This window comes from Actinomadura geliboluensis, assembly GCF_005889745.1.
GTDB lineage: Bacteria > Actinomycetota > Actinomycetes > Streptosporangiales > Streptosporangiaceae > Spirillospora > Spirillospora geliboluensis.
Genome location: NZ_VCKZ01000238.1, coordinates 1 through 14,427, shown reverse-complemented (window position 1 = coordinate 14,427; position 14,427 = coordinate 1). Strand labels below are relative to the sequence as shown.

General features: G+C 74.7%; 15 protein-coding genes. 12 read left to right on the top strand and 3 right to left on the bottom strand.

Annotated elements, in window-relative coordinates:
* The 6 genes from mbhE to mnhG form a co-directional block, all read left to right on the top strand.
* Positions 1 to 2,700 (top strand): hydrogen gas-evolving membrane-bound hydrogenase subunit E (gene mbhE / locus ETD96_RS27765; protein ID WP_138639443.1); only part of this gene is annotated, 2,700 nt, incomplete at its 5' end.
* The gene (locus tag ETD96_RS27760; RefSeq protein WP_138639442.1) at positions 2,697 to 3,125 is read left to right on the top strand and encodes a Na(+)/H(+) antiporter subunit C; all 429 of its coding nucleotides are present in this window, start codon (positions 2,697 to 2,699) and stop codon (positions 3,123 to 3,125) included. The genes mbhE and ETD96_RS27760, both read left to right, overlap by 4 nt.
* Positions 3,122 to 4,645, top strand: a complete 1,524-nt coding sequence (locus ETD96_RS27755) for a Na+/H+ antiporter subunit D (RefSeq protein ID WP_138639441.1) — start codon at positions 3,122 to 3,124, stop codon at positions 4,643 to 4,645. Before ETD96_RS27760 ends, ETD96_RS27755 begins: the two co-directional genes overlap by 4 nt.
* The gene (locus ETD96_RS27750) at positions 4,642 to 5,193 is read left to right on the top strand and encodes a Na+/H+ antiporter subunit E (RefSeq protein ID WP_138639440.1); all 552 of its coding nucleotides are present in this window, start codon (positions 4,642 to 4,644) and stop codon (positions 5,191 to 5,193) included. The genes ETD96_RS27755 and ETD96_RS27750 overlap by 4 nt, the downstream gene beginning before the upstream one ends.
* Positions 5,190 to 5,474, top strand: coding sequence for an MrpF/PhaF family protein (locus ETD96_RS27745; RefSeq protein ID WP_138639439.1), 285 nt, complete (start codon positions 5,190 to 5,192; stop codon positions 5,472 to 5,474). Before ETD96_RS27750 ends, ETD96_RS27745 begins: the two co-directional genes overlap by 4 nt.
* Positions 5,471 to 5,794 carry a monovalent cation/H(+) antiporter subunit G gene (gene mnhG, locus ETD96_RS27740; RefSeq protein WP_138639438.1) on the top strand — a complete coding sequence of 108 codons (324 nt, stop codon included), beginning with the start codon at positions 5,471 to 5,473 and terminating at the stop codon, positions 5,792 to 5,794. The genes ETD96_RS27745 and mnhG overlap by 4 nt, the downstream gene beginning before the upstream one ends.
* A 38-nt stretch (positions 5,795 to 5,832) precedes the next feature.
* On the opposite strand, the gene ETD96_RS27735 is transcribed toward mnhG, so the two are convergent.
* The gene (locus ETD96_RS27735) at positions 5,833 to 6,015 is read right to left on the bottom strand and encodes a hypothetical protein (protein ID WP_138639437.1); all 183 of its coding nucleotides are present in this window, start codon (positions 6,013 to 6,015) and stop codon (positions 5,833 to 5,835) included.
* A 66-nt stretch (positions 6,016 to 6,081) separates the two neighbouring features.
* Between ETD96_RS27735 and ETD96_RS27730 the strand changes: the two genes are divergently transcribed.
* Together ETD96_RS27730 and ETD96_RS27725 are read left to right on the top strand one after the other, a co-directional pair.
* Entirely contained in the window at positions 6,082 to 7,239 is a 1,158-nt protein-coding gene (locus ETD96_RS27730; protein WP_138639436.1) for a sensor histidine kinase, read from the top strand.
* Positions 7,227 to 7,841, top strand: coding sequence for a response regulator transcription factor (locus ETD96_RS27725; RefSeq protein WP_138639435.1), 615 nt, complete (start codon positions 7,227 to 7,229; stop codon positions 7,839 to 7,841). Before ETD96_RS27730 ends, ETD96_RS27725 begins: the two co-directional genes overlap by 13 nt.
* Before the next feature lie 104 nt (positions 7,842 to 7,945).
* On the opposite strand, the gene ETD96_RS27720 is transcribed toward ETD96_RS27725, so the two are convergent.
* Positions 7,946 to 8,776 carry a siderophore-interacting protein gene (locus tag ETD96_RS27720; RefSeq protein ID WP_138639434.1) on the bottom strand — a complete coding sequence of 277 codons (831 nt, stop codon included), beginning with the start codon at positions 8,774 to 8,776 and terminating at the stop codon, positions 7,946 to 7,948.
* A gap of 11 nt (positions 8,777 to 8,787) precedes the next feature.
* A complete protein-coding gene (locus ETD96_RS27715; protein WP_138639433.1) occupies positions 8,788 to 9,813 on the bottom strand; it encodes an ABC transporter substrate-binding protein in 1,026 nt (341 codons plus the stop codon).
* 78 nt (positions 9,814 to 9,891) lie between these two features.
* On the opposite strand from ETD96_RS27715, the gene ETD96_RS27710 reads away from it, so the two are divergent.
* The 4 genes from ETD96_RS27710 (at position 9,892) to ETD96_RS27695 (ending at position 14,378) form a co-directional block, all read left to right on the top strand.
* Positions 9,892 to 10,959, top strand: a complete 1,068-nt coding sequence (locus tag ETD96_RS27710) for a FecCD family ABC transporter permease (RefSeq protein WP_240808277.1) — start codon at positions 9,892 to 9,894, stop codon at positions 10,957 to 10,959.
* Entirely contained in the window at positions 10,956 to 12,005 is a 1,050-nt protein-coding gene (locus ETD96_RS27705) for a FecCD family ABC transporter permease (RefSeq protein ID WP_138639432.1), read from the top strand. Before ETD96_RS27710 ends, ETD96_RS27705 begins: the two co-directional genes overlap by 4 nt.
* The gene (locus ETD96_RS27700) at positions 12,006 to 12,815 is read left to right on the top strand and encodes an ABC transporter ATP-binding protein (RefSeq protein WP_138639431.1); all 810 of its coding nucleotides are present in this window, start codon (positions 12,006 to 12,008) and stop codon (positions 12,813 to 12,815) included.
* A gap of 96 nt (positions 12,816 to 12,911) precedes the next feature.
* A complete protein-coding gene (locus tag ETD96_RS27695) occupies positions 12,912 to 14,378 on the top strand; it encodes an MFS transporter (protein WP_138639430.1) in 1,467 nt (488 codons plus the stop codon).
* Positions 14,379 to 14,427: the final 49 nt, after the last annotated feature.

Below are 14,427 nucleotides of genomic sequence, written 5' to 3'. Positions count from 1 at the left end.
GCCGCGGTGCTTCCGGCGGTGACGGCGGGGTGGGCGCTGGCACGGGCCGGTGACGTCGTCACGGCGAACGTCGGGTGGGCGTCCGACCTGGGGCTGGCGATCGATCTCCGGCTGGACGCGCTGTCCGTGGTGATGCTGGTGCTGGTGGGCGGGGTCGGCGCGGTGGTGCTCTGCTACTCGGGCTGGTACTTCGGGCCCGGCCAGCGGCTGATGACCGGGACGCTGGTGGCGTTCGCGGGGGCGATGACGGGGCTGGTGCTCGCCGACAACCTGCTCGTCCTGTACGTGTTCTGGGAGCTCACCACCGTCAGCTCGTTCATCCTCATCGGGCACACGCGGCCGGACCGGACCGCCGACCGGCGGGCCGCCACCCAGGCGCTGCTGACCACCACGGCGTTCGGGCTGGTCATGCTCGTCGGGTTCGTGGTGCTGGGGCAGGCCGCGGGCACCTACCGGATCTCGGCGCTGGTCGCGGACCCGCCGGGCGGGACCCCCGCGCAGGTGGGCGCGGTGCTGGTGCTCCTCGGCGCGTTCGCCAAGTCCGCGCAGGTACCGCTGCACGCCTGGCTGCCGGCCGCGATGGTCGCGCCGACGCCGGTGAGCGCCTACCTGCACGCGGCGGCGATGGTGAAGGCGGGCGTCTACCTGGTGGCGCGGCTCGCGCCGGGCTTCGCCGGGGTCGACCCGTGGCGGCCGCTGGTGCTGGCCGTGGGGCTGCTGAGCCTGCTGGTCGGCGGCGTCGTCGCGCTACGGCAGGACGATCTCAAACGGCTCCTCGCGTACGGGACGATCAGCCAGCTCGGCTTCCTCATGGTGCTGCTCGGCGACGGGTCGCGGACGGCGGCCCTCGCCGGTGCGGCGCTGCTGCTCGCCCACGGGCTGTTCAAGGCGCCGCTGTTCCTGGCGGTCGGCGCCGTCGAGCACCGCACCGGGACGCGGCGCGCGGACCGGCTGTCGGGCGCCGGGCGGCGGCTGCCGGTGCTGGCGGTCGCGGCGACGGCGGCGGTCGCGTCCATGATCGGGATCCCGCCGTTCCTCGGCTTCGTGGCGAAGGAGGTGGCCTTCAAGGCGTTCGCGCACGGCGGCCTGGACCTCGCCGTCCTCGCGGGCGTGGTCGCGGGGTCGGCGCTGACCGTGGCGTACGGGGTGCGGTTCCTGCACGGCGCCTTCTCCGGCGGGACGGAGGAGGAGCCGGCCGATCCCTGGGGCCTGGTCGTGCCGGTCGTGCTGCTGGCCGCGGCGGGGTTCGCCGCCGGGCTCGTCCCGGGAACGATGCAGGCGCTGATCGGGCCGTACGCCGAGACGCTGCCGGGACCCGGCTACGAGCTGTCGCTGTGGCACGGGCTCGGGGTGCCGATCGCGATGTCGGCGGTCGCGCTCGTGGTCGGCGCCGGCCTGTACGCGGCGTTCGGGCGGACGTTCCCCGGCAGGGCCACGCGGTGGTGGCACCCCGACGCCCAGCGCGCCTACGACGCCGTCATCGGGGGGACCATGAGCGGCGCGCACGCGGTGACGCGGCGGCTGCAGACCGGGTCGCTCCCGGCGTACCTGGGCGTGATCGCGGTGATGGTGCTGCTCGTGCCGGGCTCGGTGCTCGTGGCCGGGCTCGTCCGCGGCACCGGTCCGGACCCGCCGGCGGGCTGGCCGCGGGCCTGGGCCGACCCGGCGCAACTCGTGCTGGCGATGGTCGTGATCGCGTGCGCGGTCGCGGCGCGGTGGGCGCGCGGCCGGCTGTCGGCGGTGGTGCTGCTGTCGGGCGTGGGATACGGCATGGCTGGGCTGTTCGTCCTGCACGGCGCGCCCGACCTCGCGCTCACCCTCGTGGTCGTGGAGACGTTGACGCTGCTCATGCTCGTGCTGGTGCTGCGGCGCCTCCCGGAGCGGTTCCCGCCCTACCTGCGCAAGCGGTCCGCGCGCCTCGCGACCGGAGTCATCAGCCTGTGCATGGGCGGGTTCGTCGCGCTGTTCCTGGTGGCGGCGTCGCTGAGCCGGAGCGCGCCGCCGGTCGGCCCCGGCTACACGCGGCTCGCGGTGCAGGAGCACGTGAAGAACGTGGTGAACCTGATCCTGGTCGACCTGCGCGCGCTCGACACCCTGGGCGAGATCGCCGTGCTGGCCGCGACCGGGATGGGCGTCGCGAGCCTGGTGCTGACCGGGCCGGGCGCGCGGCCGCCCGGTCCGGCGCGGGAGCAGCGGAGCCGCTGGCTCGCCACGCCCGGCCGGCCCCCGCTCGGCGGGTCCTCGGTGGTGCTGGAGGCGGCGGCGCGGCTGCTGGCCCCGACGGTCCTGGTGTTCTCGGTGTACCTGTTCTTCGCCGGGCACGGCCGTCCGGGCGGCGGGTTCGTCGGCGGCCTGGTGGCGGGCATGGCGTTCGTGCTGCGCTACCTGCCGGGCGGGCGGCGCGAGCTCGCCGCCGCGCTGCCCGTCCGCCCCGCCCTGCTGCTCGGCGGCGGGCTCGGCATCGCGGTCGCGGCGGGCGCGGGCGGCTGGGCGTCCGGCGGGGAGTTCCTGCGGTCGGTGCACCTCGGGGGGACGGTGCCGGTGCTCGGGCACGTCGAGCTCCCCACCAGCCTGTTCTTCGACGCGGGCGTCTACCTGCTGGTGCTCGGGCTGGTGCTGACGATCCTCAGCACGCTCGGGGCGAGCCTGGAGGATCCGGACGAGGAGCTGGACCAAGAGCCGGAGGGGGAGCCGTCGTGACCGGGCCCGGCATCCTGCTCGTGGTGGTCGTCGCGGTGCTGTTCGCGACCGGGTTCGACCTGCTGATGCAGCGGTCCCTCATCCGGATCGTGATCGGCTTCAGCCTGCTCGGCCACGGCGCCAACCTCCTGCTGCTGCTCGCCGGCGGGCCCGCCGGGACGCCGCCGCTGCTCGGCGCGAAGGGCCCGGACGGTCCCGCCGACCCGCTCCCGCAGGCGATGGCGCTGACCGCGATCGTCATCACCTTCGGCGTCACCGCGTTCCTGCTGGCCATGGCCTACCGGAGCCGGCAGCTGCGCGGCGGCGACGAGGTCCCCGACGACGTCGAGGACCGCCGGATCTGCACCGAGCGGCGCCGCCGCGGCGAGGCCCCCGGCGGCACCCCGCTGGAGCAGGAGAACCCGGGACCGGAGGACGGCGCGTGAACGTCCTCGTCCCGCTGCCGTTCGCGCTGCCGCTGCTCGGCGCGGCGCTGGCGGTGCTGGCCCGCCGCCGGAGCACCTGGCTGCGGATCCTCGCCCCGCTCTTCGCCGCCGGCGGCGTCGCCGCCTGCGCCGGGCTGGTCGCGGCCGTGGCGCGGGACGGGATCCTCGCCGTCCAGCTGGGCGGGTGGGCGGCGCCGCTCGGCATCACTCTCGTCGCCGACCGGCTGTCGGCGCTGCTGCTCGCGGTGTCCGCGACCGTGCTGCTGGCGATCATGCTGCACGCCGTGGGGGAGGGCGCCGGCGGACTCGGCGGGGACGAGCCCGGCGTGTTCTACCCCGCCTACCTCACGCTGACCGCCGGGGTCAGCCTCGTCTTCCTCGCCGGGGACCTGTTCAACCTCTTCGTCGGGTTCGAGGTCATGCTCGCGTCGAGCTACGTCCTCATGACGCTGACCCCGACCGGGGAGCGGGTGCGGGCCGGGATGACCTACACGGTCGTCAGCCTCACGTCCTCGATCCTCTTCCTCACCGCGCTCGGCCTCACCTACGCGGCGACCGGCACGGTGAACCTCGCCGACCTGGCCACGCGGACCCCGGACCTGCCCGGCGCCACCCGCACCGCGCTCGCGCTGCTGTTCCTGGTGGTGTTCGGCATCAAGGGCGCGATCGTGCCGATGCACCTGTGGCTGCCCGACAGCTACCCGGTGGCGCTCACCAAGGTGACCGCGGTGTTCGCGGCGCTGCTGACCAAGGCCGCCGTGTACGCGCTCATCCGCGTGGAGACGCTGGTGTTCCCCCGCGAGCGGGCGTCCTGGCCGATGCTCGTCCTCGCCGCCGCGACGATCCTCGTCGGCACCCTCGGCGCGCTGACGCACGACGACATCCACCGGGTGTTCTCGTTCGTCCTCGTCGGGCACATCGGCTACATGCTGTTCGGGCTCGCCCTGTTCGACGTCGCGGGCCTCACCGGCGCGATCCTGTACCTCGTCCACCACATCGTCGTGCAGGCGACGCTGTTCCTGGTGAGCGACCTCATCCAGGGGCACACGGGAGAGACGTCGCTGCACAGGCTCGGCGGGCTGGCGGGCCTGTCCGCGTTCATCGCCGTGCTGTTCTTCATCCCCGCGATGAGCGTCAGCGGCGTCCCGCCGACCTCCGGGTTCGTCGCGAAGCTCGCCCTGTTCCAGGCCGGTGTCGGCTCCGGGAGCCTCCTGGCGTACGCCGTCACGGGCGTGGCCGTGCTGGGCAGCGTCCTCACCCTCATGGCGATGAGCCGGATCTGGACGCTCGGGTTCTGGCGCCCCCGCCCGGACGAGGCGGACGAACCGCCGCCGCCCGACGCGTCCTACACGAAGGGCGGTGCGCGGCTCATGAAGTCGGTGACCGCCGTCCTGGTGGTCGCGGGGCTCCTCATCGCGGTGTTCGCGGGCCCGCTCGCCGCCTGGAGCCGGCACGCCGCCGGCGACCTCGTCGACACCAGCGCTTACCGGCACGCCGTCCTGGACGGGGGCCGGCCGTGAGCACGCGCGCGCGCCGCCTCGTCTCCCGGCTGGGCATGGCCGGGTGGCTGTTCGCGGTGTGGCTGCTGCTGTGGGGGCGGGCCGACCCGCTCATCGTGGCCGGCGGCGCCGTCGTCGTCCTCGCCGTCTACCTGGTGAGCCGGCTGCCGGCCGTGCCCACCATCAAGCGGATCCGGCCGCTGTGGCTCGCCGTGGCGCTCGCGGAGTTCGCCTGGGACCTGCTCGTCTCCAGCCTGGTCATCGCCCGCCACGCCCTCTACCGGCCGCGCGCCGTGCGGGGCGCCATCGTCGAGGTGAACGCCCGGACGCGCTCCGAGCTCATCCTGCTGGCCGTCACGACGAGCATCTCGCTGCGCCCCGGCACGCTGCTGGTCGACCTCGACTGGGACCGGCACCTGCTGCGCATCCACGCCATGCCCGCCGGCTCGCGGAAGGAGGCGGACGCCGCGCGGAAGGGCGTGCTCCGCACCGAGCACCGGCTCATGCGCGCCCTCAGGACGTCCGAGGACGCGGCCGAAGAAGACGTCTCCACCAGGGAGGACCGATGAGCATCGTCTACGACGCGGCGCTGGCGCTGCTGGGCGCCGCGTTCCTGCTGACGGCCGTGCGGCTCGTCCGGGGCCCGTCCACGTTCGACCGCATCATGGCGCTGGACGTCCTGGCCGTGCTGCTGGTGAGCGGCATCGCCGTGCACACCGCGGTGCACAAGGAATCCGCGAACGCCACGATCCTCGTGGTGATCGCGCTGATGGGGTTCGTGGGGTCGGTCAGCGCCGCCCATCTCGCGGCGGCGCGGGCGGAGCGCCGGGAGCGGGGGGAGCGGGCATGACCACCGCCGTCTCCGCCGTCCTGCTGCTCGCCGGCGCGGCGTTCTGCGCGGTCGGCGCGCTCGGCATGCTCCGCTTCCCCGACCTGCTCACCCGGCTGCACGCCGCGACGAAGCCGCAGACGATCGGGCTGCTGCTCGTGCTCGCCGGTGTCGCGCCGCGGGCCGACTCGGTCACGGCCGCCGCGCCGCTGCTGCTCGTCGCCGTCTTCCAACTGATCACCGCCCCGGTCACCGCGCAGACGATCGCCGGCGCGGCCTACCGCGCCGGCGTCATCGACCCCGCGACCCTCGCCCTGGACGAGACCGGCCGCGCGACCTGACCGGGGACACCCGCCCCCGCTGGGCGTCCCGTGAAGGTTCAGCTCTGCGGGTCGCGGCGGGCGACCATGCCGGAGCAGCCCCAGCCGAGGCCGATCAGGACGGCGCCCAGGGACGCGACGACGCCGACCGCCGGGACGTCCAGCGCGGACAGCAGCGCGATCACGAGGCCGTAGAGGACGGTGAGGGTGAAGAGGGCCCGCCGGACGGTGTTCTTGTTCATGGCCACGAGCCTGCCGCGACCTGGAGAGCAGTAGTATCCACCGGTCGGTGGACAAAAGGGGTGCGGGTGGACGAGGCCGGGGAGCCCGTGGCGCGGGCGGAGAACGTCTGGCGCCGCTCCTACCCGCTCTGGGACGCCTACTTCGCGATGGTGCTGGTCGGGACCGTGGCCGCGACCGCCGCCGACGAGCTGCCGCCCGGGCGGCGGGCCGCGGCGATCGCGCTGCTCGTCCTGCTGAGCGTGGCGTACGCGGCGATCGGGAGGGCGGCGCTGCGGTCGCAGGAGGTGCCGCGGCCCGGCTGCAAAATCTACGCCGTCGCGCTGGTCTGCATGTTCGTGCCCGCGACGCTGCTGGCGCCGGTGACGGCGACGGGCCTCGCGGCGCTGGCGCCGCAGGTCTACATGATGTACGGGGCGGCGCGCGGGTTCGCGCTGATGCTCGTGCTGTTCTCCGGCCCGGTCGGGCTGGGGCTGGCGGAGTCCGGGGCGAGCACGGCGATGACGGCGGTGGTCGTGGCGGCGGGCCTCGCGTGCAGCCTGCTGCTCGCGGTGTTCATCGGGCGCCTCGGCCACCAGAACGCCGAGCGGCTGCGGCTCATCGAGGAGCTCGACCGGACGCGGGGCGAGCTGGCGGAGGTGTCCCGCGAGGCGGGGATGCTCGCCGAGCGGGAGCGGCTCTCCCGCGACATCCACGACACGATCGCGCAGGGCTTCACCTCGATCACGATGCTGCTGCAGGCGGCGGAGGCCGAGGTCGGGCCGAACCGGCACGTGGAGCTGGCGCTGCGGACCGCGCGCGAGAACCTCGCCGAGACGCGCGGCCTCGTCGCCGCGCTCGCGCCGCCCGCGCTGGACGGCGGCTCGCTGGTGGAGGCGCTGCGCCGGCTGGCCCGCGACTTCGACCTGCCCGTCGACCTGGCCGTGACGGGCGAGCCCCGGCCGCTGGACGCCGTCGAGGTCGTGCTGCTCCGGGTGACGCAGGAGGCGCTCGCGAACGTCCGCAAGCACGCCGCCGCCGGCTCGGTGCGGGTGGAACTGGACTACGGCGACCCGGTGCGGCTGGCCGTCGCCGACGACGGGCGCGGGTTCGCGCCCGGCGAGGTCGAGCGCGGCTTCGGCCTGCGCGGCATGCGGACCCGGGTCGAGCGCGCCGGCGGGACGTTCGCCGTCGCCGCCACCACCGGCGGGACCCGGATCGAGGTGGCGGTGCCGTGCTCCGCGTGATGATCGTCGACGACCACCCGATCGTCCGGGAGGGGCTGCGCGGGATGCTCGCCGCCGAGCCGGACATCGAGGTGGCGGGGGAGGCCGCGTCCGGGGACGAGGCCGTCGCGCTGGTGCCCCGCGTCCGGCCGGACGTCGTGCTGATGGACCTGCGGATGCCGTCCGGCGACGGCGCGAGCGCGATCGAGCGGCTGCCCGGCCACCGGATCCTGGTGCTGACGACGTTCCAGGACGACGCCGACATCGTCCGGGCGATCGAGGCGGGCGCGGCGGGCTACCTGCTGAAGGACGCCTCGCGCGCCGACCTCGCCGCCGCCGTGCGGGACGCCGCGGCGGGCCGCCGCGTCCTGTCCCCCGAGGTGTCGGCACGCCTCGCGGTGGTGGACCAGACCCCCGCGCCGCCCGTCCTGTCGGCGCGCGAGGCGGAGGTGCTCGCGCTCGTCGCGGAGGGCCTCACCAACGCCCAGATCGGCGAGCGCCTCTACATCGGCCAGGCGACGGTGAAAACCCACTTGCTGCGCATCTTCACCAAACTCGGCGTCTCCGACCGCACCGCCGCCGTCATGACCGCCCTCCAGCAAGGCCTCATCCCCGCCCCCTGACCCATTTCGTCTTCGCGTCCGCGGAATGGCGCGCGTTCGCGCGGCGGGCGAAGAGCGGCGGGTTCGACCTGCGCTGACCCGCCGCGTCCCGCTTCCGCGCCGGCCTACTCCTCGGTGGCGGGGCTGCCGCCGGCCTCGTATTCGGCGAGGAGGTCCTCCTCGGAGGCGCCGCGGCGCCAGTAGCCGGTGAACGTGACGGCGCGGCGGTCCATGCCGCGCTCGTTCACCAGGTGCCGGCGCAGCGCCTTCACCACGGCGGACTCGCCCGCGATCCACGCGTAGGCGCCGTCCGGGATCTTCGCGTCGCGGACGGCGTCCAGCAGGCCGCCGGGGGAGACCCAGGTGACCTCCGCGTCGGCGGCGGTGGGCATGTCCTGCCGGTCCTCGGGGTGCGGGACGTCCACCCAGACCTGGGCGGGCGTCCCGGCGGGCAGCCAGGCGAGGTTGCCCGCGACGGCGGGCAGCGCGGTCAGGTCGCCCGCGATGATGACCGGCGCGCCCGGCGGCGGCCGGAAGTCGAAGCCGCCGTTGTCGGGGCCGGTCGGGCCGAGGATCGTGACGCGGTCGCCGGGGGCGGCCTTCGCCGCCCACCGGCCCGCGGGGCCGGACGCGCCGTCCATGTGCAGGGCGAAGTCGACGTCCAGCTCACCGGGCCGGAACTCGCGGACGGTGTAGGAGCGCATGATGCCGCGCTCGGCCGGGTCCAGCGCCCGCCAGTCGGCGAACCAGGTGGCGCCGTCGCTGTTCTCCGGCATGACGGGGGCGTCCTGGTGCGGGTGCGGCAGGAACAGCTTGAACCGCTGGTCGCGGCCGCCGGTCGCGAAGCCGTCGAGGGACGCGCCGCCGAAGGTGATCCGCGCCATGGACGGTCCGAGCCGCACGGACCGGACCACGTGCACGTCGAAGAAGGCGTAGGGGTGGGCCGGAGTCGTCATCGTGCCGCCTTTCAGCCGAGCTTCTTCGCGGACTGCAGGGCCGCGGCGACCGCTTCGAGGAGCGGCGCGCAGCCCTCGTAGGAGAAGCGGGGCTCCGGCTGCCACGGGATGACCTGGCCGGCCTTCACCGCGGGCAGTTCCTGCCAGGACGGCTTGGAGCCGAGGTCCTTGGGCTGGAGCGCCTGCGTCCGGGAGTCGAGCAGGATGAGGTCCGCCTTGTACTTGTCGGCGTTCTCCCAGCTCAGGTTCTCGAAGTAGTCGTCGGCGCCCAGCTTGTCCGGGAGGATCAGGTCGACGCCGAGCTCCTTGTAGTAGATGAGGTCGGTGTTCTTGTTCGGGCTGGAGGCGTAGAACAGGTCGGGGCTCGCGGACGCGGCGAGCACCTTCAGGCCGGGCTTGGCCTCGGCCGCCGCGCGCACCGCCTCGGCGGCCTTCTCGAACCGGTCCTTGGCGGCGGTGACCTTCGCGGCCTTCAGGTCGGCGCCGAGCGCGGCGGCGAGGGCGGCGGTCCGCTCGATCGGCTTCGGCAGCGGGACGGACCCGGCCGCGACGGCGACGCTCGGCGCCAGCGCGTAGATCTTGTCCTTGCTCTCCTCGGGGACGTAGAAGAGGTCGCCCGGGATGAACATGTTGTCGACGAGCAGCTCGGGGCGGAGCGCGGCGTACTTCTCGATGTTGAACTCGCCGTACGCGTTGCCGATGATCTCCAGCCGGTCGACGGGCAGGTTCCCGGCCTGCGGGTCGGGCTTGCCGTCCTTGAGCTTCGTCGGGCCGAACACGCCGACGAGCTGCTTGTCGATGCCGAAGTCGTAGAGGGCGGCGGCGGTCGCGACGTAGCCGACGACGCGCTGCGGGCGGTTCTTGAGGTCCACCTTCGTGCCGCGGTCGTCGGTGAACGTCCAGGCACCGCCGGGGGAGGCGGTGCCGCCCGCGCCGTCGTCGCCGCCGCAGGCGCTGATCAGGGCCCCGAGGGCGACGGCGCCGCCGGCTCCGAGGAAGCCGCGGCGGGTGAGGTGGCGGGCACCGGTATTCGACATTTCGGGCGATCTCCAAGAATCAACTACAGTGATCGGATAGTGGGCCGATCAAGACTTAGGTTAACCTAACCTAAGATCTTGTCCAGAGGGGGCCCGCAGGTGCTGTCGACCACGCCGCCGCCGCTGCTCACCGAGCGGCCGGCCGATCCGCCGCACCGCTCGCGGCTGGCCGCCGGGCTCCTCGCCGCGGTGCTGCTCCTGCTCACGACCGCCGTGCTGAGCCTCGCGGTCGGCGCCAAGCCGCTGTCGCTCGCGGAGGCGTGGGACGGGCTGTTCGACCCCGGCTCGGCCGCCTACACGGTCGTCCACGACATGCGCCTCCCGCGCACCCTGCTCGGCCTGCTCGCCGGGACGGCGCTCGGGCTCGCCGGCGCGGTGATGCAGGCGCTCACCCGCAACCCGCTCGCCGACCCCGGCATCCTCGGCATCAACGCGGGCGCGTCCGCCGCCGTCGTCACCGCCATCTCGTTCCTCGGCATCACCTCGTTCACCGGCTTCGTGTGGTTCGCGTTCGCGGGCGCCGGCGCGGTCGCCGTGCTGCTCTACGCGGTCGGCGGCGGGCGCGGCGCCACGCCCGCCCGGCTCGCGCTCGCCGGGTCCGCGCTGAACGCCGCGCTGTTCTCCTACGTCAACGCCGTGCAGCTGCTGGACACCGCGTCCCTCGACCGGATGCGCTTCTGGACGGTCGGCTCCCTCGCCGCCGCGCAGCAGTACACGGTCGTCCGCGTCGCCCCGTTCGTCCTGGTCGGGCTGGTGCTCGCGCTGCTGCTCGCCCGCCCGCTCAACGCGATGGCGATGGGCGAGGACGCGGCCCGCGCGCTCGGCGCCGACCCCGGCCGCGCCCGCGTCGTCGCGATCGTCGCCGTCACGCTGCTGTGCGGCGCGGCGACGGCCGCCTGCGGGCCGATCATCTTCGTCGGGCTGATGGTGCCGCACCTCGTCCGCTCGCTGACCGGCCCGGACCTGCGGCGGCTGCTGCCGTTCTGCGCGCTCCTGTCACCCGCGCTGATGCTGGCGGCGGACGTCCTCGGCCGCGTCGTCGTCCGGCCGTCGGAGCTGCAGGTCGGCATCGTGATGGTCGTCGCGGGCGGGCCCGTCTTCCTCTACTTCGTGAGGCGGCCGTTCGGGAAGGCGGTGGCGTCGTGAGCCGCGCACCCCGCGCAGCGGTCGTCCGGACGCCGGGCGGCGTGTCGTTCCGGTTCCACCCGCGCGCGTTCGCCGTCGCGGTGCTCTGCCTCGCCGTGGCGCTCGGCGCCGGGGTGCTGCTCATCGGCAGCGGCGACTTCCCGATGAGCCCCGCCGACGTCGTCGCGACCCTGTTCGGCCAGGGCACCCCCGCCGACTCGCTGATCGTCAACCAGATCCGGCTGCCGCGGGTGGCGGCGGCGCTCGCCGTCGGCGCCGCGCTCGGCCTGGGCGGCGCGATCTTCCAGTCGCTGACCCGCAACCCGCTCGGCAGCCCCGACATCCTCGGCTTCACCCAGGGCGCGGCGAGCGGCGTGCTCGCGGTGATCGTGCTGACCGGCGGCGGCACCCTCGCGGTCGCGGCGGGCGCGGCCGGCGGCGGGCTGCTCACCGGGCTGGTCGTGTGGGCGGCGGCGGGCCGGCGCGGTGCGCACGGCCAGCGGCTCATCCTCGTCGGCATCGGCGTCGCGGCGATCCTCACCGGCGTGAACGGCTACCTGCTCACCGAGGCGGACATCACCGAGGCCGCGCGCGCCGTGCTGTGGCTGACCGGCAGCCTGGACGGCCGCGACTGGGCGGACGCGGCGCCGGCGATCGCCGGGCTCGCCGTCCTCGGGCCGCTCGTCCTCGTCGGCTGCGGGCGGGCGCTGCGGATGCTGGAGATGGGCGACGACGCCGCGCACGGCCTCGGCGTCCCCATCGAGCGGGTCCGGCTGATCATGCTGGCGGCGGCCGTGCTGCTCATCTCGCTCGCCGCGGCGGCGGCCGGGCCGGTCGCGTTCGTCGCGCTGACCGCGCCGCAGCTCGCCCGGCGCCTCACCCGCACGACCGGCCCCAACCTGCTGCCCGCGACGTGCATGGGGGCGGCGCTGCTGGTCGCCGCCGACTGGGTCGCGCAGCGCGCCTTCCCGGGGCACCAGCTCCCGGTCGGCGTGGTGACCGGGCTCCTCGGCGGCGGGTACCTGGTCTGGCTCCTGGTGACCGAACGCAAGACGGGACGGATCTGAATGAAGGACGCGAACGCGCGGCTCACCGGCACGGGACTCACCCTCGCCTACGACAAGCGCACCATCACCGAGAACCTCGACGTGGCCGTGCCGGACGGGTCGTTCACCGTCATCGTCGGCCCGAACGCGTGCGGCAAGTCGACGCTGCTGCGGGCGCTCGCCCGGATCCTGAAGCCGGCCGCCGGGACGGTCGTGCTGGACGGCCGGCCGATCTCCGGCTGGCCCGCCAAGAGGCTCGCCCGCACGCTCGGGCTGCTGCCGCAGTCGTCCATCGCGCCGGAGGGCATCACGGTCGCCGACCTGGTGTCGCGCGGCCGGTACCCGCACCAGAGCCTGCTGCGGCAGTGGTCCCGGGAGGACGAGCGGGTCGTCGCCGAGTCGATGGCCGCGACCGGCGTCCAGGACCTCGCGGCCCGGCCCGTGGACGAGCTGTCGGGCGGGCAGCGGCAGCGCGTCTGGATCGCGATGGCGCTCGCCCAGCAGACCCCGCTGCTCCTGCTGGACGAGCCGACGACCTACCTCGACATCGCGCACCAGATCGAGGTCCTCGACCTGTGCGCGCGGCTGCACGAGGAGGGCCGCACGGTGGTCGCGGTGCTGCACGACCTGAACCACGCCGCCCGCTACGCCACCCACATGATCGCCATGCGGGAGGGCCGGATCGTCGCCGAGGGCGCCCCCGCCGCGGTCGTCACGTCCGAGCTGGTCGAGGAGGTGTTCCGGCTGCCGTGCCGGGTGATCGACTGCCCGGAGACCGGGACGCCGCTCGTCGTCCCGGCCGCGCGCACCCGGGTGCCCGCCCTGCACTGAACCGGCACTGAACCGGCACTGAACCGGCGCGGGACCGGCACGCGAGGATCGTTGTAGGCTTATAACCGTTATATGCCTACAACGAGTGGAGTGCCGGTGCCCGAGCTGAGCCACCGCCGCAGGCTCCTCGTGCTGGCCATCTGCTGCATGAGCCTGCTCATCGTCAGCCTCGACAACACCATCCTCAACGTTGCGCTGCCCACGCTCCAGCAGGACTTCGGCAGCTCCCTGTCCGGCCTGCAGTGGACGATCGACGCCTACCTGATCGTCCTCGCCTCGCTGCTGATCCTGGCCGGCTCGACCGCCGACCGGATCGGGCGGCGGCGCGTCTTCCAGACCGGGCTCGCGCTGTTCGTCGCCGGGTCGGTGCTGTGCAGCCTCGCGCCGTCCCTCGGCTGGCTCGTCGGCGCCCGCGTCGTGCAGGCGGTCGGCGGGTCGATGCTCAACCCGGTCGCCATGTCGATCATCACGAACGTGTTCACCGAGCCGCGCGAGCGGGCCCGCGCCATCGGCGTCTGGGGCGGCGTCGTCGGGCTCAGCATGGCGATGGGCCCGCTCGTCGGCGGGCTGCTCGTCGACTCCGTCGGCTGGCGGTCGATCTTCTGGCTGAACGTGCCGATCGGGCTCGCCGCGCTCGCGCTCACCGCGCTGTTCGTCCCCGAGTCGCGCGCCCCGCGGCCGCGCCGCGCCGACCCGCTCGGCCAGGGCTACCTGATCGTCCTGCTCGGGACGCTCACCTACGCGATCATCGAGGCGCCGGGCCGCGGCCCGGCCGACCCCGCCGTCCTCGGCGCCGCGCTGCTGGCCGCCGCGTCCCTCGCCGGGTTCGCCGTGCACGCGCTGCGCGCCCCCGAACCGCTGATCGACCTGCGCTTCTTCCGCAGCGTCCCGTTCTCCGGCGCGACGCTCATCGCCATCAGCGGGTTCGCGGCGCTCGGCGGGTTCCTGTTCCTCAACACCCTGTACCTGCAGAACATCCGGGGGCTGTCGGCGCTGCACGCCGGGCTGTACCTGCTGCCGATGGCCGCGATGACCGCCGTGTGCGGCCCGCTGTCGGGGCGGCTCGTCGGGAGCCGCGGCCCTCGGCTGCCGCTGCAGCTCGCCGGTGCGGCGATGCTGGCGAGCGCGCTGCTGTTCGCCGCGTTCGACGCCGAGACCCATGACGCCACCCTGTTCGCGTCCTACGTCCTGTTCGGCATCGGGTTCGGGATGGTGAACTCGCCGATCACCAACACGGCCGTGTCCGGGATGCCGCGCGCCCAGGCCGGCGTCGCCGCCGCGGTCGCCTCCACCAGCCGGCAGGTCGGGCAGGCCCTCGGCGTCGCGGTGATCGGCGCGGTGCTCGCCGCCGGGACGGCCGGCGCGCCCGGCGCGGCCGCCTTCACCGCCGCGGCCCGCCCGGCATACTGGATCCTGACCGGATGCGCCGCCGCCGTCCTCGTGCTCGGCACGGCCACCACCGGCCGGCGGGCCGCCCGCAGCGTCGCGCGCGTCGCCGGCCTGTTCGACGCCGGCGATCCGGTGCCGGACGGATCCCCTGTGACGGGAGCGAGCGCCCGATGAGCACCCAACCCGCCGCCGAGCCGACCGCGCGCACCGAGCCCTCCGGCAC

Excerpts from the sequence above, each read along its gene's own strand:
- ETD96_RS27700 (WP_138639431.1), top strand. The coding sequence starts at position 12,006 with ATGAAGGACGCGAACGCGCGGCTCACCGGCACGGGACTCACCCTCGCC.
- ETD96_RS27745 (WP_138639439.1), top strand. The coding sequence starts at position 5,190 with ATGAGCATCGTCTACGACGCGGCGCTGGCGCTGCTGGGCGCCGCGTTC.
- ETD96_RS27715 (WP_138639433.1), bottom strand. The coding sequence starts at position 9,813 with ATGTCGAATACCGGTGCCCGCCACCTCACCCGCCGCGGCTTCCTCGGA.
- ETD96_RS27720 (WP_138639434.1), bottom strand. The coding sequence starts at position 8,776 with ATGACGACTCCGGCCCACCCCTACGCCTTCTTCGACGTGCACGTGGTC.
- mnhG (WP_138639438.1), top strand. The coding sequence starts at position 5,471 with ATGACCACCGCCGTCTCCGCCGTCCTGCTGCTCGCCGGCGCGGCGTTC.
- ETD96_RS27735 (WP_138639437.1), bottom strand. The coding sequence starts at position 6,015 with ATGAACAAGAACACCGTCCGGCGGGCCCTCTTCACCCTCACCGTCCTC.